General features: G+C 73.0%; 15 protein-coding genes. 6 read left to right on the top strand and 9 right to left on the bottom strand.

The annotated features are described in order from the left end of the window. Positions 1–211: 211 nt before the first annotated feature. The 5 genes from V6U77_RS24550 to V6U77_RS24570 form a co-directional block, all read right to left on the bottom strand. A complete protein-coding gene (locus V6U77_RS24550; RefSeq protein ID WP_334609021.1) occupies positions 212–1942 on the bottom strand; it encodes a pectate lyase family protein in 1731 nt (576 codons plus the stop codon). 278 nt (positions 1943–2220) lie between these two features. Further along, positions 2221–3813 (bottom strand): MDR family MFS transporter, encoded by a 1593-nt coding sequence (locus V6U77_RS24555; protein ID WP_334609023.1) that lies wholly within the window; start codon positions 3811–3813, stop codon positions 2221–2223. Between the two features lie 65 nt (positions 3814–3878). Next, a complete protein-coding gene (locus V6U77_RS24560; RefSeq protein ID WP_334609025.1) occupies positions 3879–4499 on the bottom strand; it encodes an acyl-CoA-like ligand-binding transcription factor in 621 nt (206 codons plus the stop codon). Between the two features lie 268 nt (positions 4500–4767). Further along, positions 4768–5190 carry a hypothetical protein gene (locus V6U77_RS24565; RefSeq protein ID WP_334609027.1) on the bottom strand — a complete coding sequence of 141 codons (423 nt, stop codon included), beginning with the start codon at positions 5188–5190 and terminating at the stop codon, positions 4768–4770. After that, positions 5191–6429: an ROK family transcriptional regulator gene (locus V6U77_RS24570; protein WP_334609029.1), complete on the bottom strand. Its 1239-nt coding sequence runs from the start codon at positions 6427–6429 to the stop codon at positions 5191–5193. Positions 6430–6648: 219 nt separating this feature from the next. Here V6U77_RS24570 and V6U77_RS24575 point away from each other — a divergent pair, with 219 nt between their 5' ends. From V6U77_RS24575 to V6U77_RS24600, 6 genes are all read left to right on the top strand, one after another. Further along, complete coding sequence (locus V6U77_RS24575; protein WP_334609031.1) at positions 6649–7947, top strand: ABC transporter substrate-binding protein; 1299 nt, start codon at positions 6649–6651, stop codon at positions 7945–7947. Positions 7948–8013: 66 nt separating this feature from the next. Beyond that, on the top strand, positions 8014–9000 hold the full coding sequence (locus V6U77_RS24580; protein WP_334609033.1) for a carbohydrate ABC transporter permease: 987 nt from the start codon (positions 8014–8016) through the stop codon (positions 8998–9000). Next, the gene (locus V6U77_RS24585; protein ID WP_334609034.1) at positions 8993–9832 is read left to right on the top strand and encodes a carbohydrate ABC transporter permease; all 840 of its coding nucleotides are present in this window, start codon (positions 8993–8995) and stop codon (positions 9830–9832) included. Before V6U77_RS24580 ends, V6U77_RS24585 begins: the two co-directional genes overlap by 8 nt. A gap of 4 nt (positions 9833–9836) precedes the next feature. Then, complete coding sequence (locus tag V6U77_RS24590; protein ID WP_442934501.1) at positions 9837–11300, top strand: GH1 family beta-glucosidase; 1464 nt, start codon at positions 9837–9839, stop codon at positions 11298–11300. A 174-nt stretch (positions 11301–11474) separates the two neighbouring features. After that, the gene (locus tag V6U77_RS24595; RefSeq protein ID WP_334609036.1) at positions 11475–12404 is read left to right on the top strand and encodes a diacylglycerol/lipid kinase family protein; all 930 of its coding nucleotides are present in this window, start codon (positions 11475–11477) and stop codon (positions 12402–12404) included. Between the two features lie 270 nt (positions 12405–12674). Next, on the top strand, positions 12675–14231 hold the full coding sequence (locus V6U77_RS24600) for an RICIN domain-containing protein (protein WP_334609048.1): 1557 nt from the start codon (positions 12675–12677) through the stop codon (positions 14229–14231). 182 nt (positions 14232–14413) lie between these two features. Here the strand turns inward: V6U77_RS24600 and V6U77_RS24605 are convergent, their stop codons facing one another. The 4 genes from V6U77_RS24605 to V6U77_RS24620 all read right to left on the bottom strand — a co-directional run bounded on the left by V6U77_RS24605 (position 14414) and on the right by V6U77_RS24620 (position 18445). Then, on the bottom strand, positions 14414–15217 hold the full coding sequence (locus tag V6U77_RS24605) for an SGNH/GDSL hydrolase family protein (RefSeq protein WP_334609038.1): 804 nt from the start codon (positions 15215–15217) through the stop codon (positions 14414–14416). 243 nt (positions 15218–15460) lie between these two features. Further along, entirely contained in the window at positions 15461–16639 is a 1179-nt protein-coding gene (locus V6U77_RS24610; RefSeq protein WP_334609041.1) for a class I SAM-dependent methyltransferase, read from the bottom strand. Between the two features lie 36 nt (positions 16640–16675). Continuing rightward, positions 16676–17482: a thioesterase II family protein gene (locus V6U77_RS24615; RefSeq protein ID WP_334609042.1), complete on the bottom strand. Its 807-nt coding sequence runs from the start codon at positions 17480–17482 to the stop codon at positions 16676–16678. A 27-nt stretch (positions 17483–17509) separates the two neighbouring features. Beyond that, positions 17510–18445, bottom strand: coding sequence for a TauD/TfdA family dioxygenase (locus V6U77_RS24620; RefSeq protein ID WP_334609043.1), 936 nt, complete (start codon positions 18443–18445; stop codon positions 17510–17512). Positions 18446–18460 lie beyond the last annotated feature (15 nt).

Consider the following 18460-nt stretch of genomic DNA (forward strand, 5'->3'; position numbering starts at 1 on the left):
CGGCCGGTGCCGCAACCCCGCGGCGGGGCGCCGGCCGGTGCCCTGGCCGACGGACGCCGGTGGTGGCCGTCCCCCGCGGCGGGGCGCGGCCGGCGCGACACCCGCGGGGTCGCTGCCGTGAGGCACGCGTCGGCGGGGGCGGACCGCCTGCTCGCCCGCCCCCGTCGACGGCCGGTTCAGCCCGGATCGACCGCACCGACCGGCGGCGCCGTCACGGCAGTTGGTCCGCGCCGCCCGCCCCGGCACCCGCGGCGGGCGGGGTGGCGGAGGCGGATCCGGCCGTGTACGCGTACGGGGGCCGGGCGACGGTGTAGTCGATCCGCAGCCAGTCGTCCATCGTCTTGCCGGAGTCGTTCGCCCGGGTGATGGTGGCCTTGTCGTAGAAGTTCGTGCCGGTCCACGTCAGGCGGGTGTCGCCGAAGTCCTCGGTGATCGTCTTCGCGCTCCGCACGTGGTTGCTCTCGGCGTAGACCTGACCGCCGACGCCGAGGCCGATGAAGTAGTCGTCGACCTGCACGAAGTTGCCGAACACGTGGGCGTAGCCGAAGCGCACCCGGGGGTGGCGGGTGTTGGAGCCGTCGAACCAGTTGTGGTGGTAGGTCGCGCGCAGGTAGCCGGTGTCCTGGGCGCCGTTGCCGTCGCTGTGGCCCAGCAGCATCGACTTGTCGGTGCCGACGAACCGGTTGTACGACACGGTGACCAGGTCGGAGCCGCGCTTGACGTCCACCGAGCCGTCCGTCGAGGGGTGGAAGGTGTTGTGGTCGATCCACACGTGGTGTGAGTAGCACTGGACGTTGATCGAGTCGTCCGGCGAGCCGCGGAACGTCAGGTTACGGATGATCACGTTCTGGACGTGGGTGAACTGGTTCCGCTCGGCGGGGTCGCAGAGGTCCCCGCCCCAGGCCACCTCGTCCGGGCCCCAGCCGTTGACGTCGAGGCCGAAGCCGCTGATCGTGGCGGTGGAGCCGACCCCGATGATCGTCTTGTGGGAGCCGACGTCCAGCATCTTCGCGCCGGTGCCGGTGATCGTGCCGGAGACGCGGACGGTGCGGGGCGCGTCGTCGGCCACGGCCGCGGCGAGCTGCGCGTAGTTGCTGACGGTCACCGTCGGGCCGCCCGTTCCGCCGTTCGTGCCGGTCCGGCCGTGGCCGGTCATGGTGGCGAAGCCCTGGAGGCCGGGCGCGTTGCCGCCCGGCGGCGGCGTGGTGGGCGGCGGCGTGGTCGGTGGCGGTGTGGTGGGCGGCGGCGTCGTCGGGGGCGCGGTGGTGGGCGGCGCGCTCGTCGGGGGCGGGGTCGTCGGCGGCGGGGTGGACCCAGTGGTCACGACCACGTCGTCGAAGGACGCCGAGGAGTACGCGGTCTGCAGGCCGATGCGGCCGGCGGCGGGACCGGAGGCCGATCGCGAGGCGAACTGCGTCCCGTCGATCGACGCGCTGACCACGGAGCCGCTGGTGGTGAGCGAGAGGGTGCACCAGGTGCCGTCGCTGACGGCCCGCGAGGAGCTGCCCAGCACGGTCACCGCGCCGCCGTTGACCGACTGCAGCTCGACCCGGCCCGGCAACAGGGCCAACCGGTGGAAGGTGGTCGACCCGGAGGCGCGGGCGAGCAGCCCGACGAAGCCGTTCGCGCCCAGACTCACCGGCTTGACCCGGGCCTGGACGGTGTAGTCGGTCAGGGCGGTGGAGGCGTTGAAGAGCCGGGCGTTCTCGCTGGAGGTGCTGGACTGCCGCGCCACCTGGGAGCCGTCGGACACGACCGACCAGCTCCCGCCCGACTTGGACCAGCCGGCGACGCCGCCGTCCTCGAAGTCGGCCGAGAAGGCGGTGGCAGCGCCGGCTGCCGGCGAGAAGACGAGGCTGGCGGCGGTGACGACGGCGACCGCGCCGCCGACGACGGGCCACCTCCTCCGGCGCGACGGACGGGCGTGATCCGGCCTTTCCATGACTGACCTCCTGGTGGTGGTGGAGCAGGTGGATGCGATGGAAAGCGCTTTCCTGAGCGACCGTAACGCGCCGTTCATCACCTGTCAATCAAGAGCGTCGATGCGGCGAGCGGCCGAACCGGCTTCCGCCGCACGGCCGGGATCGGCAGCCCGCCGCGCGGCCGGACGGCCAGCCCGCCGTACGGCCGGATCGGCGGCCGGTCACGCAGCGGGCAGGCGGCTGCCGGCACGCGAAAGGGCGGCCCGGAACGGATCCGGACCGCCCCTCGGCGGGTGACTCAGTGCGCGCCGGGCACGGCGGCGGCCGCCTCCTCCCGGGCCCGCCGCTCATCACCACTGAGGGTGTGCAGCGGCTTCTCCCGGATGAACAGCACCACCACCAGGGCGAGCACCGCGAAGGGGGTGGCCACCAGGAACAGCTCGCCGGTGGCGGTCCCGTACACGTCCTGGACGATCTTCAACACCGGCTCGGGCAGGGTGGACAGGTCGGGCACCTCGGTGGAGCCCTCCCCACCCGTGGCGTCCCCGGTCAGCGGACCGAGCTTCTCCGCGCTCAGCGTGGCGACCCGGTTCGCCAGCACCGCGCCGAGCGCGCTGACGCCGATCGTGCCGCCCATGCTGCGGAAGAAGGTCAGCACCGAGGTGGCCGCGCCAAGCTCGTGCGCCGGCACGTCGTTCTGCGCCGCGAGCACCAGGTTCTGCATGAGCATGCCGACGCCGACGCCGAGCACCGCCATGTAGACGCCGAGCAGCACGACACTGGTCCGGGCGTCGATGGTGGCCAGCAGCAGCATGCCGGCGACCATCACGGCGGCGCCGGCCACCAGGTAGCGCTTCCAGCGGCCGTACTTCGTGATCAGCTGGCCGGCCACCGTCGACGAGACCAGCAGGCCCAGGATCATCGGCAGGCTCATCAGCCCCGCCACCGTCGGCGACTTGCCCAGCGAGAGCTGGAAGTACTGGGACAGGAACACGGTGCCGCCGAACATCGCCACACCGACCAGGATGCTCGCGACGGTGGTCAGCGAGACCGTCCGGTTGCGGAAGATGTCCAGCGGCACGATCGGCTCCGCCGCGCGGGACTCCACCCGGACCGCCAGGGCCAGCAGGGCGAGGCCGCCGCCCACCATCAGCGCCGTCCACCCCGAGGCCCAGGCGAACTTGTTGCCGGCCAGCGACGACCAGATCAGCACGGTGGAGACCCCGGAGGTGATGAGCAGCGCGCCGAGCCAGTCGATCTTGACCCTGCGGCGGGTCACCGGCAGGTGCAGGGTGCGCTGGAGCAGGACGATGGAGAGCAGGGAGAACGGGACGCCGATCAGGAAGCACCAGCGCCAGCCGAGCCAGGAGGTGTCCACCAGCACGCCGCCGATCAGCGGGCCGGCGATGGTGCCGACGCCGAACACGGCGCCGAAGATGCCGGCGTAACGGCCCAGCTCGCGGGGCGGGATCATGGCCGCCATCACGATGGTCGCCAGGGCGGTCATGCCGCCGGCGCCGATGCCCTGCACGACCCGGCTGACCAGCAGCACCTCGACGTTCGGCGTCAGCCCGGCGATCAGCGAGCCGACCACGAAGAGGCCGAGGGAGAGCTGGATCAGCAGCTTCTTGCTGTAGAGGTCGGCCATCTTGCCCCACAGCGGCACGGTCGCCGTCATGGCCAGCAGTTCGGTGGTGACGATCCAGGTGTAGACGGTCTGGGTGCCGTCCAGGTCGGCGATGATGCGCGGCAGCGCGTTCGCCACGACCGTGGAGGCGAGGATCGACACGAACATGCCGACCATCAGGCCGGAGAGTGCCTGGAGCACCTCGCGGCGGGACATGCGGCCGGCGCCGACCTCGGGGGTCTTGGCGGGCACGGTGGCGGTCATCGACCTTCCTTACCGGGTACGGGTTTCACGGCCTCCCGGGCACCTTCCCGGAAGGGGCTTGCGGGTCAGGGGCGGTCGGGCTGCGGCAGCCCCGCGGCGAGGGCGGCGAACGCCTCGTCGACGAGGTCGGCCAGGTCCGGCCTGCCGGGGTCAGCGGCCCACCGGGTCATCGCGTGGCGCAGCGCCGCGCCCGTCACGGCGGTGACCAGCGCCGGGTAGCCGTGGTCGGGATCGACGCCGACCCGCGCCGCGACGACCTCGACGATGGCGCGTTCCGTCTCGGCGTTGCCGGCCAGCAGGCGGGGCAGCAGCGCGGGATTGCGCATCACCACGTCCATCCGCAGGCACCACAGCTCGCGCTCGGCGCGCACCTCGTCGACCACCTCGTCGAGGGCGGTCCGCAGCGCGGCCAGCACCGGCACCTCGGGTGGCACGGTGGCCAGCCGGGCCACCAGGCGCGCCGAGTGGCCCGCCTGGTCGCCGACGAGGGCGTCGTCCTTGCAGGCGAAGTAGTTGAAGAAGGTGCGCGGGGAGACGTCGGCCGCCTCGCTGATCTCCTCCACCGTCACCTGGGCCAGGCCGCGTTCGGCCACCAGGCGCAGGGCCGCCTCGGTCAGCGCGGCCCGGGTCCGGCGCTTCTTGCGGTCGCGCCGCCCGGAAGCGGGTTCGGTTCCGGCGGATGTCACGCGAGGACCCTACTAGCGATCTTGCAGGCCCTGCAATGTTTTATTCAGTGAAGTGATGCTGGTCATCCGGCGGGCCGGGCCGGGGCCGCCGGGCGTCGAAGGGCGCGGGCCCGGCCGGGACGATCCGACCGGGTCCGTCGCCGTACGGGTCACGGGTAGTTCGTGAGGTACACCTGCTGGTTGCCCGCGTCGGCGGTGCCGCCGGCGCCGTTGGTGGGTGCCCACCCCGTCGGACACCTTGTACGCCGCGTAGCCGCAGGTGGCCCGTTCATCCGGGCGGCCTGGTTCGGCGGGGGTCGTACGGCATCTCGTTCTGGTAGAAGTACGTCCGGCCCCCGTTGCCGTTCCAGACCGTCTGGTGCCGCTGGTAGTGCTCGACGAAGAGGCCGTACATGGTCACGTCGTCGCCGTTGACCGTCAGGCCGGTGTCGGCGGTGTTCACCGCCCAGCCGACCCCGTCGCCGTGGTCGGCGCGCCAGAGCCACATGTGGTCGCCGATCACGTGGTCGCTGTCGACGGTCAGCGTGTTGGTGGCCCGGCCGACGCCCGGCCCGCCGATGCGGAAGAAGACGTCGTGCAGCGAGGTCGGGTTGGCCGCGTGCCTCGTCGCCGAGCCGGCCGGGCCGGCCTCCATGAGCACCGGCGAGTTCACCTGGCCGGCCTCGGACATGATGCCGAGGACCGCTGCCATTTATCCGTAAAGTTCGATTTGTTCGGTGACCCGCCGGTTCGCCGACCGCACCCCGCCGGCCGTGAGCAGCCGGGCGATCGGGAGCGTCGCCGCGCCGAGCGCCACCGCGTCGACGCCCAGCAGACCCAGCTCGATCGAGGCTTGCGCGTACGGCTGGCGCAGCGCCTGGCGGCCGGCGGCCTCCCGGACGGCGGGCAGCAGGCCGCCCAGGGCCATGCCGGCCCAGCCCCCGAGCACGACCCGCTCCGGGTTGAACAGGTTGATCAGGTTGGCCACCCCGGCGCCGAGGAAGTCCGCCGTCTCGTCCAGCACCCGCCGGGCGGCGGCCGAGGTGTCGGCGGCGTCGATCAGGGCCGACAACTGGGACTCCTCGTCCCCGCCGGGGACCGGGTGACCGTCGCGGGCCTCCCGGTAGCGCTCGATGACCGCCTCCGCGCCGACGTACGCCTCCAGGCAGCCACGGGCGCCGCAGCGGCAGGGCCGACCGCCGTAGAGCAGGGTGGTGTGCCCCCACTCGCCGGCGCTGCTGGAGGCGCCCCGGTAGGTCGCCCCGTTGGTCACCACGGCCGCGCCGATCCCGGAACCGACCAGCGCGAAGACGGCGTGCCGGGCCCCCCGGCCGGCGCCGAACCACATCTCTGCCTGGCCGAGGGTCTTGGCCCCGTTGTCGATGTGCAGCGGCAGGTCGGTGCCCGCCGCGATCAGGCGCTCCAGCGGCACCCGGTCCCAGCCGAGCGACTGGGCGTGCACGACGGCCTCCCGGCCCTGCTCGACCACCCCGGAGACGCCGATGCCGGCGCCGAGCACCTCGTCGGCGGCCACCCCGGCCCGGGCGGTGACCGCGTCGATGCCGGCCAGCACGTGCCCGGCCACCTCCGCCGGCTCCGTGCGGCGCGGGTCGAGCGGGTACGCGACGCTGGCCAACTGGGTCATCGCGAAGTCGAACAGCTCCACCCGGACCCGGGTCTCCCCCACGTCCACCCCGACGACGAACGCGAAGCGGGGCGCGACCCGCAGCATCATGCTGGGCCGGCCACCGTCGGACTCGGCGGCGCCCGCCTCCACGACCAGCCCTTCGTCGATCAGGTCGGCGACCACGTTGCTGACCGCCGGCTGGCTCAACCCCGTGCTTCGGACCAGGTCCTGCCGGGTGAGCGGGCCGTCCAGGAAGACCTTCGACAGCAGGGCGGACCGGTTGCGCAGCCGGACGCCCCGGTTGGTCGCGCGCGCCAGCTCCACCTGCCACCTCGATCCCTCGGCCCTCCGGTGCGACTGTACGACCCCGTCCTTGACGACCCGTCGGGCCAACCACTTTAATGACCACATTCATTAAGTCGTGATGTAACTACCGAGCGCCGGCTTTCCGCCGGTGTGCCCCGCCCACCGCCCGCCGCCCCGTCACCCCCGTCCCCGACGGCGTCCCGGCGACCTCCACCACGTGCAACGGAAGGGCAGCCCGTGTCGAGACGACACCTCGCGATACTCACGGCGGCCGTACTGGCCGCCACCACGCTCACCGCGTGCGGCAACTCCGGCGACTCCTCCGGCACGACCGGGAAGACCCTCACCTACTGGGCCAGCAACCAGGGCGCCAGCCTGGAGGCCGACAAGCAGATCCTCCAGCCGGAGCTGGACAAGTTCGAGCAGCAGACCGGCATCAAGGTCAACGTCGAGGTGGTGCCCTGGTCGGACCTGCTCAACCGGCTGCTCACCGCCGCCACCTCCGGGCAGGGCCCGGACGTGGTCAACATCGGCAACACCTGGTCGGCGTCGCTGCAGGCCACCGGCGCGCTGGTCGAGTTCGACGACGCCACCCTCTCGAAGGTCGGCGGAAAGGACCGGTTCGTCCCCGCCGCGCTGGCCGCCGCCGGCGCGCCCGGCAAGCCGCCGGCCGCGGTGCCGCTCTACAGCCTCGCCTACGCGCTCTACTACAACAAGAAGGCGTTCGCCGACGCCGGCGTGACCAGCCCGCCCACCACCTGGGAGCAGGTGGCCGAGGTCGGCCGCAAGCTGACCGGTGGCGACCGGTGGGGCCTCGCCGTCGAGGGGGCCAACCCGTCGGAGAACGCCCACCACGCCTTCACCTTCAGCCAGCAGTACGGCGGCGAGTGGTTCGACTCCGCCGGCAGACCGACCTTCGACACCCCGCAGAACGTCGCCGCCGTCAAGCGGTACGTCGACCTGATGGCCGTCGACAGGATCGTCAACCCGAGCAACGCCGAGTACGCGCAGAACCAGTCGGTCTCCGACTTCGCCAACGGCAGGGCCGCCATGCTGCTCTGGCAGGCCGCCGGGTCCAACCTGAAGTCGCAGAACATGGCCCCCGACGCGTACGGCATCGCCCCCGTGCCGTTCCCGGCCGCCCCGCCGGCCGGCGGCAGGAAGGTCAACAGCATGGTCGCGGGGATCAACCTCGCGGTGTTCAAGCACACGAAGAACGCCGACGCCGCGCTGGAGTTCGTCAAGTTCATGACCAGCGACGCCGAGCAGGTGGCGCTGAACAGGACGTACGGCTCGCTGCCCGCCGTCTCCACCGTGGCGGGCGACCCGGCGTTCGCCGCCCCGGAGCAGAAGGTGCTCCAGCAGACCCTCGCCACCACGGCGGCGCCGCTGCCGCAGGTGCCCGACGAGAGCACCTTCGAGACCCTCGTCGGCACCGCCGTCAAGGAACTCTTCGCCGACGCCGCCGGCGGCAGACCGATCACCGAGGAGAGCGTCCGGCAGAAGCTGACCCGGGCCCAGCAGCAGATGCGCTGATCCGCCGGACCGGTGGCCGTGGGAGGGACGCCGACCCTCCCACGGCCACCCAGCGAGAGGACCCCGATGTCCACCACCACGCCCTCCCGGCACGTGGCCGCGGCGGGCCGGCCCGCCCGCCGCCCGCCTGGCGCGGACCGGCGCTCACCCGGGCGCCGCCGGTCGCTGCTGCCGTACCTGCTGCTCGCCCCGGCCGTCGTGCTGGAGCTGGCGATCCACGTGGTCCCGATGCTCGTCGGGGCGTGGATGAGCCTGCGGGAGCTGACCCAGTTCCACATCCGCGACTGGTCCACCGCGCCCTTCGTGGGCGGGGAGAACTACCGCGTGGTGCTCGACGTCGACTCGGCGGTCGGGGCCGGGCTGCTGCACTCGTTCGGGGTGACCGTCGCCTACACGGTGGCCTCGGTCGGGCTCTCCTGGGTGCTCGGCGCCACCGCCGCCGTGCTGCTGCAACGCCCCTTCCGCGGCCGGGGCGTGCTGCGCGCGCTCTTCCTCACCCCGTACGCGCTGCCCGTCTACACCGCCGTGATCACCTGGAGCTTCCTGTTCCAGCGGGACACCGGCCTCGTCAACCACGTGCTGGTCGACCAGCTCCACCTCCTCGACGACCGGCCGTTCTGGCTGATCGGGGAGAACAGCTTCGTCGCGCTGCTGACCGTTTCGGTCTGGCGGTCCTGGCCGTTCGCCTTCCTCTGCCTGATGGCCGGCCTGCAGAACATCCCCGGCGAGCTGTACGAGGCCGCCGCCATGGACGGGGCCGGGTTCTGGCGGCGGCTGCGCTCGGTGACGCTGCCCATGCTGCGCCCGGTCAACCTGGTGCTGGTGCTGGTGCTGTTCCTCTGGACCTTCAACGACTTCAACACCCCGTACGTGCTCTTCGGCGGCTCCGCGCCGGAGCAGGCGAACCTCATCTCGCTGCACATCTACCGCAGCTCCTTCAAGACCTGGGACTTCGGCGCCGGGTCGGCGATGTCCGTGGCGCTGCTGCTGTTCCTGCTCCTGGTCACCGCCGGCTACCTGCTGGTCACCAACCGCCGGAGGAACGATGCGTGAGACCGCCGCCGAGCGCTGGGCCCGCCGGATCGTGCTGACCCTGCTCGCGCTCTTCGTGCTCGTCCCGCTCTACGTCATGCTCAGCTCGGCGCTCAAGCCGTTGCAGGACGTGCAGGGCGCCTTCACCTGGTGGCCCCGGCGCCCGAGCGCGCAGGCCTTCGTCGACATGTGGTCGACCGTGCCGCTGGGCCGCTATCTGGTCAACAGCCTGGTCGTCTCGACCGTGGCGGCGGTCTTCTCGGTCACCGTGGCGATCTTCGCGGCGTACGCCGTCAGCCGGTACCGCTTCCGCGGCCGGGGGCTGTTCTCGGTGACCGTGCTCTCCACCCAGATGTTCCCCGGCATCCTCTTCCTGCTGCCGCTGTTCCTCATCTACGTCAACCTCGGCACCGCCACCGGCATCCAGCTGTACGCCAGCCGCACGGGGCTGATCATCACCTACCTGACGTTCTCCCTGCCGTTCTCGATCTGGATGCTGGTCGGCTACTTCGACTCGATCCCCCGCGGCCTGGACGAGGCGGCGCAGGTCGACGGCGCGGGTCCGCTGCGGACGCTGTTCCGGGTCATCCTGCCGACGGCGGTGCCGGGCGTCGTCGCGGTCGCCGTCTACGCCTTCATGACCGCCTGGGGCGAGGTGCTCTTCGCCTCGGTGATGACCGACGAGGGCAGCCGCACCCTCGCCGTCGGCCTGCAGGGCTACTCCACCCAGTTCAACGTCTACTGGAACCAGGTGATGGCCGCGTCGCTGGTGGTCAGCGTCCCGGTGGTGGCCGGCTTCCTGGCGTTGCAGCGCTACTTCGTCGCCGGCCTCACCGCCGGCGCGGTCAGGTAGGACCATGTCGGCCGCACACCAGGCCATGTCGGCCGCGCATCCGAAGGAGAGCCCACCCGTGCCGGACCTGTCACCGCTGCCGCCCGACTTCCTCTGGGGCGTCGCCACCGCCGCGTACCAGATCGAGGGGGCCGTCCGCGCCGACGGCCGCGCGCCGTCCATCTGGGACACCTTCTGCGACGTGCCCGGCGCCGTCGACAACGGCGACACCGGCGCGGTGGCCTGCGACCACTACCACCGGTGGCCGCAGGACGTGACGCTCATGCGGCGGCTCGGGGTCGACGCGTACCGGTTCTCGGTGGCCTGGCCGCGGGTCCGGCCCGACGGCGTCGGCCGGGTCAACCCGAAGGGCCTGGACTTCTACGACCGGCTGGTCGACGCCCTGCTGGCGGCGGGGATCCGGCCGTTCGTGACGCTCTACCACTGGGACCTGCCGCAGGCGTTGCAGGACCGGGGCGGCTGGCCGGAGCGCGACACCGCCGAGGCGTTCGCCGACTACGCCGCCGTCGTGGCCGCCCGCCTCGGCGACCGGGTCGCCGACTGGACCACCGTCAACGAGCCGCTCTGCGTGTCCTGGATCGGGCACCTGGAGGGCCGGATGGCCCCCGGCGAGCGGGACCTGGCCCGGGCGGTGCGCGCCTCGCACCACGTCCTGCTCGGGCACGGGCTGGCCACCCGGGCCATCCGGGCCGCCGCCGCCCGGCCCGCCTCCGTCGGGATCGTGCTCAATCCCAGCCCCTGCGAGCCGGCCAGCGACCGGCCCGAGGACGTGGCCGCCGCCCGGCGGATGGACGGCCACGTCAACCGGTGGTGGCTCGACCCGCTGCACGCACGCGGCTACCCGACCGACATGGTCGCCACGTACGGCGTCGAGCCGCCGGTCCGCGGCGACGACCTGGCCGTCATCGCCACGCCCACCGACTACCTGGGCCTGAACTACTACTTCCGGCAGGTGGTGGCCGACGACCCGGCGGGGCCGCCGCCGCACGCCCGGCAGGTCGCGGTGCCGGGCGCGGTGTGCACGGCGATGGGCTGGGAGACGTACCCGGCCGGGCTGGAGGAGCTGCTGGTCGCGGTGACCGAGGAGTACGGCCCGACGCGGGTGCTCGTCACCGAGAGCGGGTCGGCGTGGCCGGACGAGGTCACCGCCGAGGGCGCCGTCGAGGACCGGGAGCGGACCGAGCACCTGGAGCGGCACCTGGCGGCGTGCGCGGCGGCGGTCGGCCGGGGCGTGCCGCTGGCCGGCTACTTCGTCTGGTCGCTGCTGGACAACTTCGAGTGGGCGTACGGGTACGACAAGCGCTTCGGCCTGGTGCACGTCGACTACCCCACCCAGCGCCGGACGGTCAAGGCGAGCGGACTGCGCTACGCCGACCTGATCCGCGCGCACCGGCTCCGCGCGGGGTCAGCAGAACCAGCCGCCCCGCACCCACCCGCGGCGGTCGACGTGCCCGTGGGCCGGCCGTAGAGGCGGCCACCCCCGCTGCGCGCCCCCGACGAGGGACGTCTGGCCGCCGGCGTGGGCGCCAGGACGGCAGACGGCCGTCGGCGTCGACGGTGGCGCCCACGTCGACGGGCTTGCCTGTTCCCGGTCGCTCCTGTCGTCGTGTCGGGGCCCGGGATGCCGATAGGGTCGGGGCCCATGCGGACGAAGCAGGAACTGGGTGCGGCCATCCGGCGCGACCGTCGGGCCGTCCTCGTGGTCAACGCCCGCTCCCGCCGGGGCCGCCACCTGCACGAGCAGGCCCGCACACGGCTGACGGCGGCGGGCTTCCAGCTACTCGGCGACCACCCCGTCGACCAGCCCGGCCAGCTCGAACGCGCCCTCGCCGCGGCCGTCGACCTCGGGCCCGACCTGCTGGTCGCCGGTGGCGGGGACGGCACCCTCAGCGCCGCCGCGCGGCTGCTCGCCCATCGCGACATGGCACTCGGCCTGCTGCCGCTGGGCACCACCAACAACTTCGCGCGCACCGTCGGCGTGCCGCTGGAACTCGACCGTGCCGTCGACGTGCTGGCCGACGGCACGGTGATCGACGTGGACCTCGGCCTCGCCGGCGACATGCGGTTCACCAACCACGTCGGCGTCGGGCTCTCCGCCGACATCATGCTGCGCACGCCGCCGCGCCTGAAGCGGGTCACGGGCCGGCTGGCGTACCCGCTCACCGCCCTGGCCCTGCTGGCCCGGCACCGCCCGCTGCGTGTCACCGTGCGCGCCGGCGACGCCCGGCACGAGTACGTCACCCACCAGGTGTACGTGGCCAACGGCGGGTTCCACGCCGGGCGCCCGATCGCCGCCGACGCCGACGCCGACGACCGACTGCTGGTCGCGTACCCGGTCGGCGGCGCGAACCGCCGGGGGCTGGTGCGCGACACCGCCCGCAACGCGGCGACCGGGCACCGGCGCTCCGTCGGCGACGAGCCGTTCCTCGCCGTCGGGGAGCTGTGGCTGGAGACCGACCGGCCGGCGCGCGTCGAGGTCGACGGCGAGCTGTGCGGCCGTACGCCGATCCGGATCGGCCTGGACGCCAACGCGCTGCGGGTGATGGCGCCGGCCGGCAGCCCGGACCGCTGACCGGCGCGGCCGGCCGGGGCGCTACTCCGCCCGGCCCGCCGCGTCGAGGGCCGCCAGGAAGTCCGCGACGAGGTCCTCGATGCCGGTGGAGACCTTCGCGCCGCCGGAAGAAAGCGCTTACCATTGCCTCTACATCGATGGGATTGGATCGCTAGCGGCCTCGACGGGGCGGTCGCGCACCCCTCCCGCCCCCGCGCCAGCCGAAGGAGCCGCATGACGTCCCCCGACCCGAAGAGGAATCCCGCCCGTCGACGCCTCGGCCTGGTGGCCATGGCCGTGCTGACGCTCGTCGGTGCCGCCGCGGCCGTCGGCCCGCGACCCGCCGCGGCGGCCACGGTCGACCCCGGCGCCAACTACGTCCTCGTCAACCGGCACAGCGGCAAGGCCATGGACCTGTGGGGCTGGTCCACCGCCGACGGCGCGCCGGTCAACCAGTTCACGCGCAACGACCTGGCCGTGCAGCAGTGGCGGTTCGTCGACGTGGGCGGCGGCTACCACCAGATCCGCTCGGCGCACAGCAGCAAGGTGCTGGAACTGCCGAGCGCCGAGGACGGGGTGCCGCTCGTCCAGAACACCGCCGCCGGCGGCAACACCCGGCAGCACTTCCGGCTCGCCGACAGCGCCGGTGGATACGTCCGCCTCGTCAACCGGCACTCGAACAAGGCGCTCGACGTGTGGCAGTGGTCCACCGCGGACGGTGCAACGATCTCGCAGTACCAGGATCTCGACGGCGCCAACCAGCAGTGGCAACTGATCAGCCTCGGCGCTGGCGGCGCCGGCTGCGGCAGCGGCGCGTTCCAGGCCGAGGCGGTGCTCAGCGGCGGCACGTGGACCGCCCGCAACGGCGGCACCACGGTGCACACCGGCAGCGACATGCGCGCCGCCGTCCAGGCCGCCGTGAACAGCCTCAGCGCCGGACGCACCAGCAAGCAGCGCGTCGTCGTCCGCGGCTCCGGCTCGATGAGCGCCGGGGCACGGATCTCCCTGCCCAGCTACACCGCGATCGACGTGTGCGGCACCATCGACGTCACCGGCTCGGGCAGCGGCGACCAGGCGCCCATCTACTCCCGCGGCACCAGCCACGTCGAGGTCGGGCACCTCACCGTCACCGGCACCCCGCTCTACGGGATCTTCCTGCGCAACGTCACGGACGTCGTCCTCGGCCGGATCGACATGCGGCTCCGCAACGGGCTCGGGATCCGGATCGACAACCGTGGGGACACCAGCCAGTGGAGCCGCAACGTCCGGCTCGACAGCGCCTACGTCTCCGGCGCCAGTTCCCACGCGGTCGAGACGTACGGCGTGGACGGGCTGACCATCGGCACCGTCACGGCGCGCGACGTGGGCGAGTCGGGCCTGCTGCTCAACCAGACGATCAACGCCACGGTCACCACCGTCGACGCCGAGAACGCCGGCACCGGCACCGGGTATGCCGCCTTCCGGATGGCCAACCGCAACGGGCGGGTGGGCTCCGGCTACCCGACCAACATCCGGGTGGGCACCGTCCGGGCGCGCGGCGGCGGCCGGGGGATCTTCTGCGTCTCCGAGTCCGGCGGGGCCACCGTCGACCGGGTGGACATCGCCGGCACCGGCAACAACGCGATCCTGATCGAGAACTGCCAGGGGGTGGACATCGCGGCCGGCGGCGGCACGATCAGCGGCGGCGGCGAGGTGCGGCTGGCCGAGCGCACCGAGTTCCCCGGCAACCGGGACATCACGCTGCGCAACTTCACCCTGGCGAACAGCCGGATCGTGGAGAACCCCTGCGCGGACGACCTGACTATCAGCAACATCGGGCTGAGCAACTCCACGATCGTCCGGTGCTGACCGGGGGCGGCCCCGGCAGGCCCGGGGTCGTTCCGGCCGTCCGGTGTCCCGTCGACCGGAACGCCGGACGGTCGGACGGGGCACGGACGCCGCGCGGGCGACGCGCCCCCGTCCTCCGTGTCCGGGCGGTCGCGGCCCCGAGGGGGGCGGGGCCGGGACCACCCGGACGCGGAGCGCGCGCGTCAGTCCGCCGCGGAGCGGAAGACCGGGTAGTAGCCGCCGGACTGGCCGGCCGCGGTCGGGTGGTAGGAGACGCCGAGGTTGGCGAAGTTGAGGGCGTGCAGCCACTTCGTGCCGGAGCTGCACAGCTGGTGCCCGACGAACTGCGACCGCACGTCGGCGAAGGTGAAGCCGGCGGCGACGGCGGCGCTGCGGGTGATGTCGTCCACCAGGTTGATGCCCTCGTTGATCTTCGCCCGGGAGGTGGCGCTCAGCCCGATGCAGGTGGTGCCGAGCTGGTAGAAGACCGGGTATCCGACGACGATCACGCGGGCGGAGGGGGCCCGGGTCTTGATGCCGTTGTAGACGTTGCGCAGCAGGCTGGGCAGCTGGGCGCGGGCCTTGTCCTGGGCGGCCTGGACGGCGGCGACGCACTGGGTCGTGCCCTGCAGCACGCAGGTGGACATGATGTTGGCGAACCCGACGTCGTTCCCGCCGACCGTGACGCTGACCAGGGTGGTGGTGGAGCTCAGCGCCGACAGCTGCGTGTTGATCACGCTGGAGGTGGTGGCACCGGAGCAGGCGACCGAGCGGTACGACGCGGGCTTGATGTTGGCGGCGTAGAGCGCCGGGTAGGCGTTGGTGCTGCGCTGGCAGGAGCCGCTCTCGCTGGTGTAGCTGCCGGCGCCCACGCCGGAGGCGTACGAGTCGCCGAGCGCCACGTAGCGGTCGGCGGGCGCGGCCTGGGCGGGGGCGGCCATGGTGAGGCTGACGCCGAAAGCCGTTGCCAGGCTCAGGGCGAGGGACACGAGACGGGTTCTCCGCACGTCGCACTCCGGGGGGTTGAGGGATCGAGTGCGAGATTGATATCACCGAATATTCGTCAACGAAAGATCTTGCCGGAATATTTAGGGGTGGTGGTAAAGACCTACCGGGTCCGGGTGCCGACATGTATGCCTGGCAGGGGTCGCGTACGGCCCGTACCGGGGTCCCGACCGCCCGGTGTCCGCGAGGCACGCGGCGCGACGGAGGTGACCCCGGTCGGGGGCGTACGCGGGCGGGGCGGAACGTCAGCGCGACGACCCGGACGCGCCCGTGGCCGTCGCCACGAACATCGTCTGCACCTGCTCGCCGTCGTCGAGGCCGGGTACGGCGTGCGCCCGCACGTCGACGAAGCCCGCCCGGTCCAGGGCGGCCCGCCACCCCGCCACGTCCAGCAACGGGGACGCCGGCACCCTCGGCTCGTCGTCCGCGTGCCGCCACCATCCCTCGGCCAGGCCGAAGGTCAGCGTGTTGTAGTCGAGGCGGCTGGTCATCTCGTTGACCACCAGGATGCCGCCCGGCTTGAGCAGCGAGTGGCAGTGCCGCAGCGCGGCGGAGATCCGCAGCGTGGCGTGCAGGACGTTGCTGGCCAGGACGACATCCATCGAACCGGGTTCGAAGCCCTGGTCCTCCGGCGCACCCTCCACGTTGTAGCGGGCGAAGTCGACGTGCGACCGGTCGGCGCCGAAGCGCTGCCGCCCCAGCCGCAGGAACCCGGGCCCCACGTCGGTGTAGAAGTAGCGCAGCCGCTCCGCCCGCTCGGTCAGGGCGTCGAGCACCGGACCGGTGGTGCCACCGGTTCCCGCGCCCACCTCCATGACCTGCGCGAAGGACCGCGGATAGCGCCGGAGGAACTGCCGGACGTGCTGCTGCGCCGCCGCGGCGCAGAGTCGGTTGTAGAAGTCGAGCTGGACGTTGTCCCGGTAGATCGCGGAGACCAGCTCGGCCGAGCCGCCCGGGAAGAGCACCTCGTTCGCCGGCCGGTCGCCCCGCACCACCTCGACGAGCTGCGTCTGGCAGGCGACCAGCAGGGGCACGTATCCCGCGGCCTCCGGGTGTGCCCGGCGCAGCGCCGACGCCGCCGCCTCGACCGCGTCGTCCCCGGCGAGCCCGGCCGCCTCCGCGACCCGTCGGGTCACGGCGAGCCGGTCACCGTCCCGGCGCAGCAGGTCGGCGCGTTCCAGCAGGTCGAGCAGGGCCTCGCCGAGCCGCTGGTAGCCGCCGACCATCGCGAGCCGGGCCAGGATCTCGTCCCGGCCGGCGGGGGTCCCGACGGCGGGCAGGACGCCCGCGGCGGCCAGCCGGCCCGCCAGCAGCAGCCGCCCGAAGTCCGTCACCGCCTCGAAGGAGGTACGGAACCGCGCGTAGCGGTCCTGGTCCACGTCCACGAGCGGCTGCGGCGCCGCCTCGACGTCCGGTGCGGTCACGATGTGCCCTCCACGGTGCAGGTCCGGCGGTGCCGGTCAGGTCGGGTGCCCCGTCACGGATGCCGCGGCACGGGATGCGGTCGGTCGGCCGGCGAGGTGCGCGGTCAGGTCCGCGAGCAGTTCCGCCCGCGCCGGCACGAGATAGAAGTGGTCTCCGGGGTACGTCCGCAGCCGGAAGCCACCGGTCGTCAGCTCCGCCCAGGCGGAGACCGACTCCCGGTCGCAGGTCGGGTCCCCGGTGCCGAGGTACGCCGTGACCGGCGCGGAGACCGTCCGCGCGGCGCGCGGCAGGTAGCGGTGGAGCAGCCGCAGGTCCGCCCGGAGCGCCGGCACGACCAGCTCCCGCAGCTTCCGCGAGCGGAAGACCACCGGGTCCACCTCGCCGAGCGCGGCGACGCGGCCGAGGAACTCCTCGTCGTCGAGGTGGTCGGGGTCCTGGTGGATACGGGTGACGTGCGGCGCGCCGTGCCCCGAGACGAACAGGACCGTCGGCACGATCCCGAGCCGTTCCTCCAGCCGGACGGCCACCTCGTAGGCGACCGAGGCGCCCATGCTGTGGCCGAACAGGGCCAGGGGGCGGTCCAGGTACGGGGCGAGCGACGCGGTGACCCGGTCGGCGAGCACGTCCATCCGGTCGACGCACGGCTCGCCGAACCGGTCCTGCCGCCCCGGGTAGCGGACGGCGAGCACGTCGACGGAGTCGGGCAGCCGCGCCGCCCAGTGCTGGAAGAACCCGGCGGAGCCGCCCGCGTGCGGCAGGCACACGAGCCGCAGCCGCGCGTGCGCACCGCCCCGGAGCACCCGCAGCCAGGGATCGCCGCCGGCCGGGCGGGGCAGGGACATGCCGGACATCCTCCTGGGTCGCGCCGGTCAGTCCGACATCGCCACCAGCACCCGGCGGTCGCCTGTGTACGGACGCCGACCGTGCGCGGTGAGCACGTTGTCGATCAGCAGCAGGTCGCCGACCCGCCAGTCGACGTCGACGGCGGCCTCCAGGCCCCGGTCGCGGATCTGGGTCACGTACTCGTCGGGGATCGGGGAACCGTCGGCGAAGGTCACCGACTGGGGCAGCTCGTCCGGCCCCATCACCTGGGTCATCACCCGGGCGATGTCGTCGTCCAGGCCGGCCGGGTGCCACTGGTCCGCCTGGTTGAACCACACCTCGGCCCCGGTGACCGGGTGCCGCAGCGTGGCCGGCCGGAGCTGGATCACCCGCAGCCCGTCGGCGGTCCACTCCCAGGTGGCGCCGGCACCGGCGAGGAACTCCTCGACCTCGTCGCGGCTGTCGGTCTCGAACGTGTCCCGCCAGCTCTTGCCCAGCCCCATCCCGTCGTGCAGGTTCTGCTGGTAGCGCAGGCCGCCGGCGAAGTCCGCGCGCAGCTGCGGGTCCAGCAAGTCGAGCCACAACTCGGCGTCCACGACGGGGGTGGCCCCGCCGGTCTCCGCCGCGATCTGGCAGAAGAAGAGCAGCCGGGCCGGCCACCGGGCGGCGTACGACAGCTCGTTGTGCATCGAGATGGTGTAGCGGGCCGGGTACTCGGTGGACGTGTAGACGTTGCGGCCGACCTTGGTGCGCGGCGAGTTGCCGTGCACGTACGCCAGTCGCCTCGGCAGCAGCAGGTCCATCACCGGGTCGAGGGTCTCCGGCCGCACCCCGAAGCCACGGAAGACGAGCGCCTTCTCCGCGGTGAGCACCTCCGCCAGGTCCAGCTCGCGCAGGTGGCCGACCAGCCCCTCGGCGCTCGGCGCGCAGCCGGCGCTCTCCGGGGTGATCTCCAACGGCTTCCAGCTCGCGTGCTCGTTCATTCCGGGGCTCCTCAC

This window comes from Micromonospora sp. CPCC 205546, assembly GCF_036902715.1.
Taxonomy (GTDB): Bacteria; Actinomycetota; Actinomycetes; order Mycobacteriales; family Micromonosporaceae; genus Micromonospora.

Excerpts from the sequence above, each read along its gene's own strand:
- V6U77_RS24550 (WP_334609021.1), bottom strand. The coding sequence starts at position 1,942 with ATGGAAAGGCCGGATCACGCCCGTCCGTCGCGCCGGAGGAGGTGGCCC.
- V6U77_RS24555 (WP_334609023.1), bottom strand. The coding sequence starts at position 3,813 with ATGACCGCCACCGTGCCCGCCAAGACCCCCGAGGTCGGCGCCGGCCGC.
- V6U77_RS24565 (WP_334609027.1), bottom strand. The coding sequence starts at position 5,190 with ATGGCAGCGGTCCTCGGCATCATGTCCGAGGCCGGCCAGGTGAACTCG.
- V6U77_RS24580 (WP_334609033.1), top strand. The coding sequence starts at position 8,014 with ATGTCCACCACCACGCCCTCCCGGCACGTGGCCGCGGCGGGCCGGCCC.
- V6U77_RS24585 (WP_334609034.1), top strand. The coding sequence starts at position 8,993 with ATGCGTGAGACCGCCGCCGAGCGCTGGGCCCGCCGGATCGTGCTGACC.
- V6U77_RS24590 (WP_442934501.1), top strand. The coding sequence starts at position 9,837 with ATGTCGGCCGCACACCAGGCCATGTCGGCCGCGCATCCGAAGGAGAGC.
- V6U77_RS24595 (WP_334609036.1), top strand. The coding sequence starts at position 11,475 with ATGCGGACGAAGCAGGAACTGGGTGCGGCCATCCGGCGCGACCGTCGG.
- V6U77_RS24600 (WP_334609048.1), top strand. The coding sequence starts at position 12,675 with ATGGCCGTGCTGACGCTCGTCGGTGCCGCCGCGGCCGTCGGCCCGCGA.
- V6U77_RS24615 (WP_334609042.1), bottom strand. The coding sequence starts at position 17,482 with ATGTCCCTGCCCCGCCCGGCCGGCGGCGATCCCTGGCTGCGGGTGCTC.
- V6U77_RS24620 (WP_334609043.1), bottom strand. The coding sequence starts at position 18,445 with ATGAACGAGCACGCGAGCTGGAAGCCGTTGGAGATCACCCCGGAGAGC.